Source organism: Pseudomonas sp. IT-P100, from assembly GCF_949767185.1.
GTDB classification, from domain to species: Bacteria; Pseudomonadota; Gammaproteobacteria; order Pseudomonadales; family Pseudomonadaceae; genus Aquipseudomonas; species Aquipseudomonas fluorescens_B.
Window position 1 is genome coordinate 916,313 of sequence record NZ_CATKQK010000011.1, and the last position, 14,747, is coordinate 931,059.

A 14,747-nucleotide genomic window follows, 5' to 3' on the forward strand; every position below is an offset into this window, starting at 1 on the left:
GCCATGAACGAGGCCTTGCTGCAGCGTCTCGCGACGCTCGAAGGGGAGAGTCAGGTGCGTCGCTTGATGGCGCGTTATATGGACTTGTGCGATGTGCCGAGGGCGGTGACTCAAGTCAGCGAGTTGGCGGCGTTGTTCTGCATCGATGCGATCTGGGAAGGCATCGGCAGCGTCACCGCGCAGACCTTCGGCCAGCACCGTGGGCGTGATGCGGTGGCGGCATTCGTCGGCAGTTACTTGCCGCCCTCGGAGCACTTTCGCCTGAACCTGCATTACCTCACCAGCGAGTCGATCACGGTCGACGGCAACACGGCTCGAGGGCAGTGGATCATGCAGCAGATATCCACTTACACCGATGGCCGCAGTGAGCTGTTCGGCACACGGTTGAATATCGATTTCCGCTGTGTCGACGGCCTCTGGCTGATCGCGCATTTGCGTACGCAACGCTTGTTCAACACGGACCTCTTCACCTCGGAGCCGGGCGCATGAGTACGTTTATCAGCGAATTTCGACTCGGTGGTGGCGGTAAACGGGTCGCGATCAAAGACTCGATCGACATTGCCGGCCATCCGACGCGTTCGGGCAGTCGTGCATTTGCCGATGCCAAACCGGCGGTGCGCAACGCCGACGTGGTGGACGCGATCCTCGATGCAGGCTGGCAAATCGTCGGCAAAACCAACCTGCACGAGTTGGCCTTCGGCGTCACCGGCATCAACGACTGGACCGGCACCCCGATCAATCCGCAGGCGCCGGACCGGGTGCCGGGCGGTTCCTCCAGCGGTTCGGCCGCAGCCGTCGCCGCCGGTCTGGCGGACATCGCCATTGGCACCGACACGGGCGGTTCGGTTCGCGTACCGGCGGCGTGTTGCGGCATTGCCGGGTTGAAGCCGACATACGGGCGGGTCAGCCGGGTCGGCGCCCATCCGGCGGTTTCCAGTCTTGATTGCGTCGGGCCGTTTGCTGCCGACATGGCGGATTTGATTGCTGCGATGCAGGTGATTTGCCCTGGCTTTCAGGTTCAGGGTTTGCCAACGAGTAACGCGTCAGTCGGTTTCCTTGAAGTCGATTGCGACCCGCTATTGCAAGCCTGCCTCGACACCGCCGCCGACCGTGCCGGCTGGCGTCGCAGCCTCCTGCACCTGAGCGAGTTCGAGGCCGCGTTTGCCGCCGGCCTGACCGTCATCAACGTCGAAAACTGGGCCGCGTTCGGTCACCTCACCGGTAAAGGCCTGATCGGCGCGGATGTCGAGCAACGTCTGTTGGTCGCCAGCCGCACCAACGCCGCCGAGCTGGCGCAGGCTGAAAAAGTTCGCGCACGTTTCACTCAGCAAGTGGACGCCGCCCTGGAGGAGTTTGCGGTGCTGTTGTTACCGACGATGCCAAGCCTGCCACCGACGCTGATTGATGCGCGCAGCGCGAGCAAAGCCGTGGCCGGCATGACGCCACTGGTTCGGCCTTTCAACCTCAGCGGCCATCCGGCACTGACGGTGCCGGTGGAACTGGAGTGCGGCGGGCTGAAAGTCGGCCTGCAGATTGTGGGCCGTAAAGGCCAGGACGAGCTTGTCTGCGCCTTCGGTGCGCAGTTGCAACAGAGCATGGCCCTTGAGCGGCCAACCCCTGAAAAGAAGTCATAAGAAAAGCCATGAGGAGAACCGCATGAGCACTCATGAATACCGGCTGATCGCATCATCGAAAAGCCCGGACGAATTGGTCAGCCACGACCGGGTCGACGTTTCGCTGTACAACGACCCGGCACTGTTCGAAGTCGAGCTGGAAAAGATTTTCTACCGCACCTGGGTCTGGGTTGCCCACGAAAGCGAAGTGCGCAACAGCGGCGACTTCAAGACCGCGACCATCGGCCGTCGCCCGGTGATTGTGGTACGCGACAAGAAGGGCCAGATCAACGTCCTGGAAAACCGCTGCCGGCACCGTGGCGCCACGGTGTGTGAAAAGCACAAGGGCAACGCCACCGGTTTCACCTGTCCGTATCACAGCTGGTCGTATGGCCTCGACGGCAAACTGCGTGCGCTGCCTTATCCGGATGGCTACGAAGGCATTCTGGAAAAATCCGAACTGCCGCTCACCCGCCTGCGCGTGGAGAGTTATGCCGGCATGGTCTTCGCCAGTTACAACGACGAGATCGAGCCGTTGGTGGATTTCCTTGGCGGTGCAAAACACTGGATGGACCTGTTCATGAAGCAGGGCGCCGGTTACCCGATCAAGACTCAGGGCGAACACAGGTTCAGCTTCAAGGGCAACTGGAAGATCCAGCTGGAAAACACCACGGACGGCTATCACTTCCCGATCGTACACAAGTCGTTCATGTCGTCGGTGGACGAAGAAACCTCGGAAATGCTCTCGTTCATGACCGACGAGCAAGCCGTCACCCATTCGCTGGGCAATGGCCACAGCGTGATGGTGATGGTCCCGGAGCACGTCGATCTTGATCACGACGACGGCACCGAACAATTGCAGGAACGCTTCGCTCACGTCACCGAAGAACTGTCGAAAACCATGGAGCCTGCGCAAGTACGCCGCATCGTCCGTTCGCTGCACGGCGCCGGTTTCAACCTGAACCTGTTCCCGAACGTCGCGATGTCGATGTCGTTCTTCCGCGTGCTGCGTCCGGTCTCGGTGACTGAGACGGAGATCCGTCACGTCGCGCTTGGCATGGATGGCGGTCCGGAAATCGCCAACCGCGAACGCTTGCGTATTCACGAGCATTTCCAGGGTCCGTTCGGTTTCGGCAGTCCGGATGATGCCGAGGCCTGGGACCGAGTGCAGCGCGGTTCGTACGCCGGCGTCAATGCGCCGATTCTGGTCAACCGCGGCCTCAATCGCGAAATCATTGCTGAAAACGGTGACAAGGTCAGCCACGCCACCGATGAGGGCGGCATGCGCGGTGCCTATGACATGTGGAAAAGGATGATGAGCCAATGAGCAATCACGACACCCTGAACGGTTTTTCCGGCCCGTTGGCCCAGGCCATCGAGTTCATCTGGCGCGAAGCCGAACTGCTCGATCACAAGCGCTACGCCGAATGGGCAACATTGTGGAGCGACAACGGCCGCTACATCGTGCCGATCGACCCGGACACCGAAGACTTCGAGGCCAGCCTCAACTACGCCTATGACGATGCACGCATGCGTGACTTGCGCATCGAACGCTTGACTGCCGGCTACTCGCCGTCGGCGGTGGACGCGGCGAAAACCGTGCGCAGCGTTTCGCGCTTTCGTCTGGTGGAAGCGGCGGGGGACGTGGTTGACGTGAATTCCGCGCAGTTGCTGTACGCCTACAAACGCGGCGTGCACACGCCGTTCGTGGCTGACCTGAACCATCGCATTCGCTTCACCGACGGTGTCGCGAAGCTGGAGCGCAAGGTCGTGCGCCTGATCAATTCCACCGACAGCCTGAGCGCGCTCGGTTTCCTGCTGTGAGGGTCAACACCATGAACCGAGTAGCCTTGGTCACCGGCGCGTCGCGCGGTCTTGGCGAATGCATCGCCCGTCGTTTGCACGCGGCGGGGTATCGCGTGGGTCTGGCGGATGTGCGCCTCGACGGCGTGCAACGTCTGGCGGCGCAGCTGGATGGCAGCGGCGCGAGTGCCGTCGCCATCGAACTGGACGTGCGCAACAAAGCCGATTTTGTCCGTGCCCGCGACGTGCTCGCCGAGCGGTGGGGCGGCACCGACATTCTGGTGAACAACGCCGGTGTGTCGAAAGTGGCGGCACTGATGGACATCACGCCGGAAGAGTTCGATGAGTCGCTGGCGATCAACCTGCGCGGCACGTTTGTCGCGTGCCAGGTGTTCGGCGCGCACTTTGCCGAGCGCGGGTTCGGCCGCATCGTCAACATCGCCTCGCTTGCCGGGCAAAACGGCGGCACCGCCACGGGCGCACATTACGCGGCGGCCAAGGGGGGTGTGGCGACGCTGACCAAAGTCTTCGCCCGTGAACTGGCGCCGCAAGGGGTGACGGTCAACAGTCTCTCGCCGGGGCCGCTGGACTTGCCAGTGGTGCGTGAAACGGTGGCGCCGGAGCGTCTGGAACAGATCCTGAAAATGATCCCGACGGGCACCCTCGGCGATCCCGGGTTCATCGCCGACACGGTCCTGCTGCTGATCGCCGATCACGCGGCCTCGGTAACCGGCGCGTGTTGGGACATTAACGGCGGGTTGTTCATGCGCTGATTTTTCGGTGCGACGCGGCCCGTTGTGGCGAGGAAGCTTGCTCCCGCTGGGCTGCGAAGCGGCCCCGAATCTCGCAGTTTTTGCGACTGCTGCGCAGTCGAGCGGGAGCAAGCTCCCTTGTCACAGAGGCTCCCAGACCACAGGTCCGTGTTCGACTTGAAGGCTCCTTAATAAAAACAACCGTATTTCAGGTGACGCAATGATGAAGGTGAAGATCGAAAGGATCGTCGACGAAGCGCTGGATATCCGCTCCTTTCGCCTCGTGCGCAGTGACGGTCAGCCGCTCGACGCCTATGAACCCGGTGCCCATGTCGACCTGACCGGGCCGACCGGGGTCACTCGCCAGTATTCGCTGTGCAGTCCGCCCCAGGACCGTCGTGCGTATCTGGTCGCGGTGAAGAAAGAAGCGCAGTCCCGGGGCGGCTCGGCGGCGCTGCACGAGGTGGAAGAGGGCATGGAGCTGGAAATGGGCGCGCCGCGCAACCTGTTCCGCCTCGACCCGACGGCCACCGAGCACGTGTTGTGCGCAGCCGGTATCGGCGTCACGCCGCTGCTGAGCATGGCCTATCGGCTGGCGGAAACGGGCCAGCCGTGGCGCTTGCATTATTTTGCTCGTTCGCCGCAGTACGCGGCGTTTGCCGAGCTGTTGGCGAGCACGTTCGCCGGGCATGTGCAGTTCCACTACGGACTCGAGCCGGGTGATATGGATGCCGCGTTGAGCGAATGCCTGAACCAGGCGGGCAGTGCGGCACATGTCTACACCTGCGGCCCTGCGCCGTTCATGAACACAGTGGTGGACGTCGCGGCGCGCAGCCGGTCTGACGACGCTATCCACCTCGAACACTTCCAGGCCGACCCGTCGGCCAATGCCGGTCCGAGCGGCGGATTCGAAGTGGAGCTCGCCAGTTCCGGCGTGGTGCTCCAGGTCCCGGCCAACGCCAGTCTGGTCGATGTGTTGCAGGCCCACGGTTGCGACATCGACACCGAATGCCGCGAAGGCATCTGCGGCACGTGCATCGTCGAGGTACTGGACGGCGTACCGGAACACCGTGACAACTGTCTCTCGAACAAGGAGAAGGCGTCCAACAAGCAGATTTGCGCCTGCGTTTCCCGGGCCGTTTCCGCTCGTCTGGTATTGGACATCTAACGCAAGGGAAGGCTGGCAACCCAGGGCCGGAGCCTGTTGAATAGCGCTCTGGCGGCCGTCAACGGAGGAGACAGCCAGGTACGTAATATTTGCCGAACCGCTCGACGAAGCGGTCGAAAAATAACAATAAAACAGGCGTGAGGCTTTGCAGTGATGATGACTTCTTCGGCGGTTCGCAATGAGGCGTTCGAAAACTGGTTGAGCCAGGTCAACCAGGCCTGTGGGCGTTTCGATGCCAGGGCTCTGGATACGGATTTCTACGGTGAGCTCGCGGAATACCGCAGCGGTGCCATCAACCTCAGTGTGGTCGACATGGCGCACGTGCACCTGTATCGCACCAGCAAAGACGTCAGCGTCAGCCGCGACGGCCACTATTACGCGGTGTTCCAGATGCGCGGCAGTTCACAGCTGGAGCAGGGTGAAAATCGCGCTCGACTGGGGGCGGGCGACATCGCCCTGATCGATGCCTGTCGCCCAAGTGACATGACCTATAACGAGGACTCCCGACAGCTGTCGCTGATCCTGCCGCGTCAGGTGGTCGAGCGCGGTTCGCATTTCAATACGGTCAACTGCGCCACCCGAATCGCGGCCAGCACGCCACTGGCAGCGATGGCCAACAAACTGGTCATGGACACCCGGCAGCAGGAAGGCCTGGACATGCAAGAGAGCGAAGCGGTGCTCGATGCCCTGGTCAGCCTGCTGTTGCCGGGGATCAGCACCCGCGACAGCGGCGGCGATGCCCACGAGCGGCAGTTTCGCAAGATCATCGCCTACATCGACGAACACATCAGCGCCGAAGAGCTATGCCCCGAGCTGATCGCCCGGGAGGTGGGGATTTCAGTGCGGGGGTTGTACCGGATGTTCTCCAAGCGCGGCCTGGTGGTGGCGCAATACATCAAGCACCGGCGCCTGGATTTCTGCGCAGAGAACCTGCGCCGCTCCAACGTTGAACAGAAGCTTTCGGCGCTGTGTTATGCCTGGGGATTCTCTGATTCCAGTTACTTCTCGTCGGCGTTCAAGTCGCGTTTCGGCGTGTCGCCGGGGGTGTACCGCAAGCGTTATAGCCAGAACTGATTGCTTGATGGCGCTCTGACAGTCCCCGAAGCGCCTCAATGCCGCGCCGGCTCTTCCGCCGGCAAATGCAGCACTTCACGCACCAGCATGGCAATGCTGGTCACGCCCATTTTTTCCTTGATCTTGGTCCGGTGCACATCAACGGTTTTCACGCTGATGTTCAGCTCCCGGGCGATGACCTTGCTCGCCTTGCCATCGATCACCAGCATCAACACTTCCCGCTCACGACTGGTCAGCAAGGCCAGTTTGCTTTGCAGGTGCTGGCGTTGCTCCTGATCGGCCTGGGCATGCACGGCTGTCTTCAGCGCCGCTTGAATGCGGTCAATCATTTGCTGCGGGTTGTAGGGCTTCTCAACGAAATCCAGCGCACCGTTCTTCATCGCCGTCACCGACATCGGAATGTCGCCATGCGCGGAGACGAAGATGGTCGGCAGGGTGCTGCCGCGCTGGTTGAGGATTTCCTGCAGCTGAAAGCCACTGGTTTCCGGCATGCGCACATCCAGCACCAGGCACGCCGGTTGCCTGGGGTCGTACTGACTCAGGAACTCTTCAGCGCCGGCAAAGCACTGCGCCTGCACGCTGACCGACTCCAGCAACCAGGCCAGCGACGTGCGCAAATCCTTGTCGTCATCAACGATATAAACAATCGGTTTGCGGGTTTCCATCAGGGACTGCCACGAGAATTTCTAATTATTGTTTTCGCACGCGTGCACGCTGCGGCGGACATCGGCGCCTGTGTTGACGCACATCAGCAGAATACCCATTGCGGCAGGCCCTGACGATAAAGAAACCACCTAGTCGACTAGCGGAAAGCCCACCTCGCCATGGGATTCGTCAGAATGGTTGCGCGCCGCGCCGGGCTTTAGTCTTGTTCCATCACCTACGGGCCGCGAACGCGCGGTCCTCATGAAGGAAGGGGCACCGACATGGCCGACCTGAGCCAGCAGCAAATTGACTTTCGCAACGCCATGGCGCAGTTGCCGGCGGCGGTGAACATCATCACCACCAACGGCCCCGGAGGGCGCTGCGGCATCACCGCCAGCGCCGTGTGCTCGGTGACGGACTCGCCGCCGACCGTGCTGGTGTGCGTCAACCGCAACAGCGCCACCCACGATGTGTTTCGCACCAACGGCCGGCTGTGCGTGAACGTGCTGTGCGGCGAGCAGGAAGAGCTGGCCCGGCACTTCGCCGGGATGACCAAGGTGTCGATGGAAGAGCGTTTCGCCTGGGATCTGTGGGACGGCGGCGACACGGGCGTGCCGGTGCTGCGGGATGCGCTGGTGCAGCTGGAAGGGCGCATCAGCGAGTGCAAGGAGGTGGGGTCGCATTCGGTGATGTTTGTGGAGTTGTCGAAGGTCGGGGTGCGTGGAGAGGGGGATAGCCTGGTGTATTTCAACCGGCTGTTCCATCGGCTGGAGCATGCCGGAGCGCATTGCTGAGAGACCGCGTTATCGTTCATCGCGGGCAAGCCAGGCTCCCACAGGGCTTGCCCGCGATGGCGGAAGATCAGGCAACGCTCATTTCAGATCCGAAAACTCCCCACCAAATGATTCAACCGCCCAACCTCCCGCTCCAGTTCGGTACAGGCCTGCAACGTCGATTGCAGGTTCTCTACCCCTTGTTGGTTCAGTGTGTTGATCTCGGTGATGTCCACGTTCAACGCCTCGACCACCGACGTCTGTTCCTCAGTCGCCGCAGCGACCGACTGGTTCACATTGTCGATCTCGCCAATACGCTGGGTCACGCTGCCCAGCCGCTTGCCGGCGAGGTTGGCGATGTTGACGCTTTCTTCGCTGTGTTGCTGGCTCTCGGTCATGGTCGTCACCGATTCACGCGCACCGATTTGCAGCGCTTCGATCATCTGCTGAATCTCCGCTGCCGAGGTCTGCGTGCGCCCGGCCAGGCTGCGCACTTCATCGGCAACCACCGCAAAGCCACGGCCTGCTTCACCGGCCCGCGCCGCTTCGATCGCTGCGTTGAGCGCCAGCAGGTTGGTCTGCTGAGAGATGCCCTTGATCACTTCGAGAATCTGCCCGATGTTCACAGTTTTACTGTTCAGCACTTCGATGTTGACGCACGACGCACTGATTTTTCCGGACAGTTCGTTCATCACCTGAATCGTGCGCTCGACCACCTGACGCCCGTCTTCGGCTTGTTGGCGCGCGGCGGAGGCTTGCTGTGAGGCGTCGGAGGCGTTGGTCGCAATTTCCTGGGCGGCGGCGCCCAGTTCGTTGATGGCCGCCGCCACGCTGTTGGTTCGGATCGATTGTTCGTCGAAGTTGCTCATCGATGAATGGGTTGCCAGCAGCACGCGTTTGGCACCTTCATTGACGCCGGTCGCCGCTGAAGACACTTCGCGGATCGAGTGATGAATGCGCTCGACAAACCGGTTGAACGCGGTTGCCAGTTGGCCGATTTCATCCCGTGATTGCACGGCCAGCCGTCGGGTCAGATCGCCTTCGCCCAAGGAAATGTCCTCCATGACCCGCGTCAGTAATTGCAGTGGCCGGGTGATGCGATAGGCCGCGTACCAGATCAACACCAGCCCGAGCAGGGCCGAACCGCCGCCCAGCAACAACTCCAGCGCCGTGCTTTGCACGCCTTGCGCGTCCAGTGCCTTTTGCAGCGTGGTGACAGGCGCGAGCAGCACATCCTGCGGCACGCCGACCAGGACGCCCCAAGGCACTGCACCGGCAATTGGCGCCAGCGGTTCGAGGACGTTGATCTGTTGCCGGTCGACGAACACCTTCGGCTGGCCCTGACGCAAGGTGTCCATGACCTCGGCATTCTCCAGCGGCTGGCCGAGGCGACTGACGTCCTGGCTGTTGGCGGAGATCACGCCACGGGGGCTGACGATGCTGATCTGCCCGTTGCCATCGAACAGTTGGAGCGCACTGGCTTCGCTGTTCTGTTGCAGGGCGGCGAGGTTGATGTCGAGGCCGACCACGGCGATGACTTTGCCATTGTCGATCAGCGGAAACGCAATGCTGGTCACCAGTTTGCGGCTGCCGGACGCCTCGTCGAAATACGGCTCCAGTACGCAGGCTTTGCGGCTGTCGCGGGCGCAGGTGTAGAAGGCGTTGTACGGCGCGCCGCTGGGACCGGGCGAGGTGTTGGCGAGCAGCGCTTCGTCACCGATCACCGCTTGCAGTTCGCCGGGTTTGCTTTGCACCCAGTACAGGGAAAAGCGCCCGGTCTCGTTGCTGCCCATGACGGCCTGATCGACGAAGCTGGCGTCGGCACCGTCCAGGGCATCGGGTTCGAAAATGACATAAAGCCCGAGCAGGTCGGGCTTGTCGATCAGGGCCTGATGCAACTGGGTGCTCAGCGCCTGGCGCAGTTGTGGGCGGGTCAGGTTGCCCTGGTGTTGCAGCTGCCTGAGGTAAAGCAGATAGCGCGACAACCCTTGGCCATATTCGTGAGTCTGCATGAAGGTGCGTTGCACTTGCATCGCCTGCACTTTGCCCAGTGCCTGCATGTGTTCCCTGGCGGCATTGGCGAGCATTTCGCTGCTCGCCCGGGCCACTTGCTGGCTGCTTTGATGGGTCTGGTACAGCGACAAACCCATCAGCAAACCCACCACCAACAACAGGCAGAGGCCGGCGAGGAGGGCGATCTTGCTCTGAATCGTCAGGAATTTCTTGTGCATTGGAAAGGCCTTTTTCCATCGGGGCAGCGGATGCGCCACCGCCCCGGTCTGGCTTAGAAAGTGGTGGCGAAAATCACCTGGCTGTAGAGGTTCCTGTCGTTGTTGCCCAACTGCGTGCCGCCCTGATCGGCGCTCTTGTCCGGCTGGAACAGACCGATCAGCGGCATCACGCTCAGGTGCTCGTTGACGTGCCATTCGGCGTACAGATCAACCTCGTGGCCATCGGTATTGCCGAGGTTGCGGTCGATGGTGTCGAAGTTGAAGTACAGGGCGCCAACCGTCAGGTTCTCCAGTGGCGAGACAGAGAACTTGACGTTCTGGATCCGCGAGTTGGCGTTGAACGGACCCGTGTAGTTGCCCGCCACTTCGCCCTGGAACCAGGTGCCGAAACCACGGCTGAAACCGTAGAACAGCGTGTCGTAGCCTTCCGAGAAACGGCTGTAGCGGTAGCTGACATACGGCGACCAGGCCACGTCGGAAAAGGTCCAGCCGGCTTCCAGGTACCAGGCGTCTTCGGTCGAGGTGTGAGGCTTGTCCTGTTTGGCGTATTCGCCGGAAAGGAACAGGTCCTTGACCCCGGCATTGCCGGTAGCGCGCAGGCTGTAGGTTTTCATGCCGTCGCGTTCGAGTTGAATCGGCGAGGCGTACTGTTCGTCGATATCGGTGGTGTCGATGTAAGTCAAACCGACGGTGCCGACATCGGACACGTGTTCCAGGGTGCCGACATACATCTCGGTCATGGCTTGGGCGCGGTTGTCCGATTTCAGCCACATCAGGTCGCCACGCCAACCTTCCTTGCCTCCAATGCGCAACACGGCCGTCTCGTCGAACGCCTTGCGCGCCGCCAGCCAGTAAGCGCCTCCGCGGTTGAATTCGCCGTCGGCCAGGCCGTTGCCCAGGTTGAGCGCGTCACCATTAATCAGGAAGCCATCACCGACCACGATGTTCTGACGGCCGAAGGACAGGTCGACGCCATCCTCACCCAACACGTCGAACAGCTTGCCTGAACGCCAACCGAGGTAGGCGTCTTCGAATTTGGTGGTGCGTTCCGAACCGTCGGTGAAACCCGCGGCATCGCCGTCGCCCCAGGTGCCGGAGCTGAGCATATTGGCCGCGCCGTACGCGGTGCCCACACCGGCCAGGCCCTTGTCGAAGCTCAGGCCATATTTGACGTAGCCTTCGCGCCACGAAGAAGAACCCTGATCGAGACGGCCGGACAGCGCGTAGTTTTCCTGACTGTGAAAAATACCGAATACCGCTTCCAGCGTGGCGTTCAGGTGACTGTCGTCATCGGCGTAGAGTTCATACGCGCTGGCATGGCCAGCACTGATCATCAGAGCAAGCGTAGAGAGACGAAGCAAGGGGGACTTGAGCATGGTGTGGCATCCGTTCTTGTTCTTGAGCGCAGGTTTGCGGTCTTTTTCGATACTAAGGCGCGGAACTTTTCCGGCCTTTTGTGTGGTTGCCAATTAGTTGGTTGTGCATGCCAGATTTTAGGAAGGGGGCACCTGACAGGCTGTTTCACGTTTGTTTACACCCTCGAGTGGAGTTGCCAAAGGTATCCACACAGAGCGTGAGCCATGACCTCCGACTTAAGTGGCGAGCCCAAAATTGCGCGGCGAACCAAGCATCACAATCACCCGGCTATCAATAATAACTACTCTGGTTATCGCTACCGTTTGTCGTTTTTTTTTTGAAAAAAACTCGAGTAATCAGCAGGTGTTTTGAAAAATGCGGAAACTTCTTACGACGCTCCTACAGATACCCGAGTCGAATATTACTCCGTTTTCGCCAATATCTATGATGGGTAAATCGAGGGTTTTTAATAGCTTATAAAGTGGTGTTATAAATTCGTTTGAACTTAAACATTAGTTGAATAGAATTGGCTTCTCTATTTTTTGCGAGAACTTTCCTAGGGGCTCGTGAGAAGTGTCCTACATGCAAAAAAATCTCTCCTTGCTGTCTGGCCAAAAAATGAATAAATATAAAGCGCCGCCAGCATCTGGAGGCACTTCCTAAAATAGCGAGTGAAAAATAATGAAAATCTTGTTAAGTCAGGGAATTGGCTGTGTTAGATATATCGGATTGCGACTATCCGGGTTCATGTTTGTTGACAGTTTACGGTCAGGCTGATGAAAGCCGGAATGTGCATTATTGTGCTGGAATGGCATACGCAGGGTCATTAGCGTCGGCATTAGAGAAATCGATATATGAGCTTTGGCAAACATATAGGTTCTTGGATTTGTTCGCTGCTACGGAAGGTGGTGTTGAGGAGGTTGAAGACTCGTATTTACGATATTTTATTGGTTGTAATAAGTATGAGACGTTTCGAGAGACAACTTCGATAAATATCAGTGGTCGCGCCCCAAGGAAACCAACATTTGATTTTAGTTTGGACGGGCTTTTGACTGTGCTGAGCGCTCAAGAAATCGACGGTTATCTTTACACTGAAACTATCAACATGGAAAGCTCTCAGTATCATTTCTGCAAATTTTTTTCTCCAGATTTTTTTCTTCATATGAACAACTCAAAGAATATAAATATCAAAAATAGATATTCCCGCAGGTTTTTCGATTCGATATTGGCTGGTCGAAAAAGAGTAATGATTCCATTTCCTTAGGAGATTAAAGATGTCATCTTCTATAATAAAAAGATCTGTAATGTTGATGCTTTTATTTGTAAAAGAACAATTGAAGGAGCCTGTTGCGCTTTTTTGGATGATTGTTTCTCCAGCAACGACATATTATTTGTTGGCCTATTTGCGAGGAGGTGTTATTGATTCAGGGGTGGGTTACTGGGAACGTACTTCCTGGTTTTATGCGTATATTTCTTCGAGTGTAGCTCTGTTTGGTTTTTCTTTTTACATAGTTGGGAGGAGGGAAAGTGGTTTTATCAGGTCCTTCATATATACGTTTGAAGCAAAACTAGTATTTATGTTGGCGCAATTTTTATCTTATTCCTTGATCGCTATCATTTATTGTAGTGTCTTTTATGCGTTGATTTATTTTTCTATCGGTTCTTCTGATGTTCCTGGACTTTTGTCAATTGTTTTTCGTTTTTTCTTGTGCTACGTGCTGTTTAGCGTGCTCGGGATTCTATTGAGTTTATTGCCTATAAATTTCCAGAATGCGGGTACTGTCTTTTCGATTGCTTCGTTTGTAATGCTTGTTTTGGGTGTGGTTAGTATTCGTAGTACACACCCGATTGTTGAAGCTCTTAATGTTGTAAATCCACTATTTGTCGCTAACAAAATTATGACTGAAGGGGTTGAGTGTCACTTGATTTTTGTGTGTTGTCTGTTGGTGGCATTTGTGTTGGCTTTTTTGCTCTCGCTGCATTGTTTGAGGATTAATCCAGTATGGAGTCGTTATTAATGAACGCTCTGGAAGCGAAATTACTGTGTTTTAGTTATTCTGATAAAGTGATATTCAAGGATGCTTCTATGAATGTTTTGCCGGGGGTGATTACCGGCTTGCTGGGTCCAAATGGATCTGGGAAAACCACTTTTTTTGATATTGTTTGTGGTCTGAAGAGGGTAGATAAGAGTGAGTTTAATAATGGCTTCTCTAGTCAACTTTATCTTTCGCAAACAGTAGTTACTCCACCTGTGCTGCGGATGTTTGATATTTTCAAGATGACAGCGTTACTCAGTTCTGCCAGGCCTGTATCGCAAGAGCAAGCGCTAGGAAAGCTAGCTTCTTGGAGTCCCGAAATAGTGGAGCGCTTTAAAGAGATTTGGAATAAAAAATCTGCTGTATGTAGTTACGGTGAGAAACGGTGGTTCTTTACTCTTTCACTGTTGGCCGTGGAAGCGGATCTTGTTGTATTGGATGAGCCAACCGCTGGCGTGGATCCGGAGTTCAGGCATTATATTTGGAAGTGTCTACGTGGGGCTGCAAGTGAAGGGGCGGCGATTTTAATGTCGTCGCATAATATCGAAGAGGTTGCGAGTCACTGTGACAGTTTTTACATGATCAGTCAGAAACAATTTAAACCATTCTGTTCAGGTGAGGATTTCATGAGTCGTTATAACGCAACTTCGTTGGACCAAGCCTTTATCCACGCAGCAGCTGAATCCGTCTAAAGATCAGCCGATTTATCCCTTTCCAGCATTCCAGCGAGACTTTAAAGCGATTTGGCAGAACAGCCAAAACATCTGGCACGCAGGGCAATACCTGCGTGACGCCGACCATAGACAATCTTTTCAACCAACCGGGATGTTCCTGTCCCGGTTTTTAGTGTTGGCGTTCGTATTTGGCGAATGCGCAGATTTTTCAAGGTCGTTTTCCTATGTTTACCTCCCTGCGACTACCTCTTATCGGTCTGCTCTCTATCGTCCTGGCTGACACCACGTATGCCGCCGACTGCGCCCCGGATCAGGGCCGTGGCGCCCAGGTCTTCGCCAATGAGTGCGCGGTCTGCCACTCAGTGGCCAAGGGCATGACAGGCATGATGGGACCGAACCTGGCGGGTGTGGTCGGGCGCAAGTCCGGCTCGCTGGAAGGCTTCAACTATTCCCAGGCCATGCGCAACAAGGACATCGACTGGCAGGCCGAGAACATCGCGCAACTCATCACCCAACCCCAGGCATTCGTGCCGGGGACCTACATGCCTTACATGGGCCTGGCATCGGCGGACGATCGCCAGGCGGTCGTGTGCTTCCTCAAAGAACAACAGTAATCAGCCCG

The 14,747-nt window shown here is 57.6% G+C and carries 14 protein-coding genes and 1 pseudogene; 11 read left to right on the forward strand and 4 right to left on the reverse strand.

Annotated features, from left to right (window positions below):
• Window positions 1-3 precede the first annotated feature (3 nt).
• The 7 genes from ACM6IQ_RS12655 to feaR all read left to right on the forward strand — a co-directional run bounded on the left by ACM6IQ_RS12655 (window position 4) and on the right by feaR (window position 6,410).
• Window positions 4-489: a nuclear transport factor 2 family protein gene (locus tag ACM6IQ_RS12655; RefSeq protein ID WP_414878934.1), complete on the forward strand. Its 486-nt coding sequence runs from the start codon at window positions 4-6 to the stop codon at window positions 487-489.
• A complete protein-coding gene (locus ACM6IQ_RS12660; RefSeq protein ID WP_414878935.1) occupies window positions 486-1,634 on the forward strand; it encodes an amidase in 1,149 nt (382 codons plus the stop codon). The genes ACM6IQ_RS12655 and ACM6IQ_RS12660 overlap by 4 nt, the downstream gene beginning before the upstream one ends.
• 22 nt (window positions 1,635-1,656) lie before the next feature.
• On the forward strand, window positions 1,657-2,940 hold the full coding sequence (locus ACM6IQ_RS12665; protein WP_414878936.1) for an aromatic ring-hydroxylating oxygenase subunit alpha: 1,284 nt from the start codon (window positions 1,657-1,659) through the stop codon (window positions 2,938-2,940).
• Entirely contained in the window at window positions 2,937-3,437 is a 501-nt protein-coding gene (locus ACM6IQ_RS12670; RefSeq protein ID WP_017338081.1) for an aromatic-ring-hydroxylating dioxygenase subunit beta, read from the forward strand. The genes ACM6IQ_RS12665 and ACM6IQ_RS12670 overlap by 4 nt, the downstream gene beginning before the upstream one ends.
• 11 nt (window positions 3,438-3,448) lie before the next feature.
• Window positions 3,449-4,189 carry an SDR family NAD(P)-dependent oxidoreductase gene (locus ACM6IQ_RS12675; protein WP_017338082.1) on the forward strand — a complete coding sequence of 247 codons (741 nt, stop codon included), beginning with the start codon at window positions 3,449-3,451 and terminating at the stop codon, window positions 4,187-4,189.
• A gap of 199 nt (window positions 4,190-4,388) precedes the next feature.
• The gene (locus tag ACM6IQ_RS12680; RefSeq protein ID WP_017338083.1) at window positions 4,389-5,336 is read left to right on the forward strand and encodes a PDR/VanB family oxidoreductase; all 948 of its coding nucleotides are present in this window, start codon (window positions 4,389-4,391) and stop codon (window positions 5,334-5,336) included.
• A 153-nt stretch (window positions 5,337-5,489) separates the two neighbouring features.
• Complete coding sequence (feaR, locus tag ACM6IQ_RS12685) at window positions 5,490-6,410, forward strand: transcriptional regulator FeaR (RefSeq protein WP_414878937.1); 921 nt, start codon at window positions 5,490-5,492, stop codon at window positions 6,408-6,410.
• Between the two features lie 35 nt (window positions 6,411-6,445).
• Here the strand turns inward: feaR and ACM6IQ_RS12690 are convergent, their stop codons facing one another.
• Window positions 6,446-7,075, reverse strand: coding sequence for a response regulator transcription factor (locus ACM6IQ_RS12690; RefSeq protein ID WP_017338085.1), 630 nt, complete (start codon window positions 7,073-7,075; stop codon window positions 6,446-6,448).
• Between the two features lie 261 nt (window positions 7,076-7,336).
• Between ACM6IQ_RS12690 and hpaC the strand changes: the two genes are divergently transcribed.
• A complete protein-coding gene (hpaC, locus tag ACM6IQ_RS12695) occupies window positions 7,337-7,849 on the forward strand; it encodes a 4-hydroxyphenylacetate 3-monooxygenase, reductase component (RefSeq protein ID WP_414878938.1) in 513 nt (170 codons plus the stop codon).
• Between the two features lie 83 nt (window positions 7,850-7,932).
• On the opposite strand, the gene ACM6IQ_RS12700 is transcribed toward hpaC, so the two are convergent.
• From ACM6IQ_RS12700 to ACM6IQ_RS12710, 3 genes and pseudogenes are all read right to left on the reverse strand, one after another.
• Window positions 7,933-8,697: a methyl-accepting chemotaxis protein gene (locus tag ACM6IQ_RS12700; protein ID WP_414878989.1), complete on the reverse strand. Its 765-nt coding sequence runs from the start codon at window positions 8,695-8,697 to the stop codon at window positions 7,933-7,935.
• 93 nt (window positions 8,698-8,790) lie between these two features.
• A pseudogene (locus tag ACM6IQ_RS12705) lies at window positions 8,791-10,059 on the reverse strand (HAMP domain-containing protein); the annotation flags it as partial.
• Window positions 10,060-10,112: 53 nt separating this feature from the next.
• Window positions 10,113-11,435, reverse strand: coding sequence for a hypothetical protein (locus ACM6IQ_RS12710; protein ID WP_414878939.1), 1,323 nt, complete (start codon window positions 11,433-11,435; stop codon window positions 10,113-10,115).
• Between the two features lie 1,254 nt (window positions 11,436-12,689).
• Between ACM6IQ_RS12710 and ACM6IQ_RS12715 the strand changes: the two genes are divergently transcribed.
• The 3 genes from ACM6IQ_RS12715 (at window position 12,690) to ACM6IQ_RS12725 (ending at window position 14,739) form a co-directional block, all read left to right on the forward strand.
• Entirely contained in the window at window positions 12,690-13,433 is a 744-nt protein-coding gene (locus ACM6IQ_RS12715) for an ABC transporter permease (RefSeq protein WP_414878940.1), read from the forward strand.
• Entirely contained in the window at window positions 13,433-14,143 is a 711-nt protein-coding gene (locus tag ACM6IQ_RS12720; protein WP_414878941.1) for an AAA family ATPase, read from the forward strand. The genes ACM6IQ_RS12715 and ACM6IQ_RS12720 overlap by 1 nt, the downstream gene beginning before the upstream one ends.
• Window positions 14,144-14,349: 206 nt before the next feature.
• Window positions 14,350-14,739, forward strand: a complete 390-nt coding sequence (locus ACM6IQ_RS12725; RefSeq protein WP_414878942.1) for a c-type cytochrome — start codon at window positions 14,350-14,352, stop codon at window positions 14,737-14,739.
• The last annotated feature ends 8 nt before the right edge of the window (window positions 14,740-14,747 follow it).

What these genes read in the sequence shown, in the direction of transcription:
- feaR (WP_414878937.1), top strand. Translation starts at nt 5,490, where the DNA reads ATGATGACTTCTTCGGCGGTTCGCAATGAGGCGTTCGAAAACTGGTTG.
- ACM6IQ_RS12670 (WP_017338081.1), top strand. Translation starts at nt 2,937, where the DNA reads ATGAGCAATCACGACACCCTGAACGGTTTTTCCGGCCCGTTGGCCCAG.
- ACM6IQ_RS12675 (WP_017338082.1), top strand. Translation starts at nt 3,449, where the DNA reads ATGAACCGAGTAGCCTTGGTCACCGGCGCGTCGCGCGGTCTTGGCGAA.
- ACM6IQ_RS12725 (WP_414878942.1), top strand. Translation starts at nt 14,350, where the DNA reads ATGTTTACCTCCCTGCGACTACCTCTTATCGGTCTGCTCTCTATCGTC.
- hpaC (WP_414878938.1), top strand. Translation starts at nt 7,337, where the DNA reads ATGGCCGACCTGAGCCAGCAGCAAATTGACTTTCGCAACGCCATGGCG.
- ACM6IQ_RS12655 (WP_414878934.1), top strand. Translation starts at nt 4, where the DNA reads ATGAACGAGGCCTTGCTGCAGCGTCTCGCGACGCTCGAAGGGGAGAGT.
- ACM6IQ_RS12715 (WP_414878940.1), top strand. Translation starts at nt 12,690, where the DNA reads ATGTCATCTTCTATAATAAAAAGATCTGTAATGTTGATGCTTTTATTT.
- ACM6IQ_RS12710 (WP_414878939.1), bottom strand. Translation starts at nt 11,435, where the DNA reads ATGCTCAAGTCCCCCTTGCTTCGTCTCTCTACGCTTGCTCTGATGATC.
- ACM6IQ_RS12665 (WP_414878936.1), top strand. Translation starts at nt 1,657, where the DNA reads ATGAGCACTCATGAATACCGGCTGATCGCATCATCGAAAAGCCCGGAC.
- ACM6IQ_RS12680 (WP_017338083.1), top strand. Translation starts at nt 4,389, where the DNA reads ATGATGAAGGTGAAGATCGAAAGGATCGTCGACGAAGCGCTGGATATC.
- ACM6IQ_RS12720 (WP_414878941.1), top strand. Translation starts at nt 13,433, where the DNA reads ATGAACGCTCTGGAAGCGAAATTACTGTGTTTTAGTTATTCTGATAAA.
- ACM6IQ_RS12690 (WP_017338085.1), bottom strand. Translation starts at nt 7,075, where the DNA reads ATGGAAACCCGCAAACCGATTGTTTATATCGTTGATGACGACAAGGAT.
- ACM6IQ_RS12660 (WP_414878935.1), top strand. Translation starts at nt 486, where the DNA reads ATGAGTACGTTTATCAGCGAATTTCGACTCGGTGGTGGCGGTAAACGG.
- ACM6IQ_RS12700 (WP_414878989.1), bottom strand. Translation starts at nt 8,697, where the DNA reads ATGAGCAACTTCGACGAACAATCGATCCGAACCAACAGCGTGGCGGCG.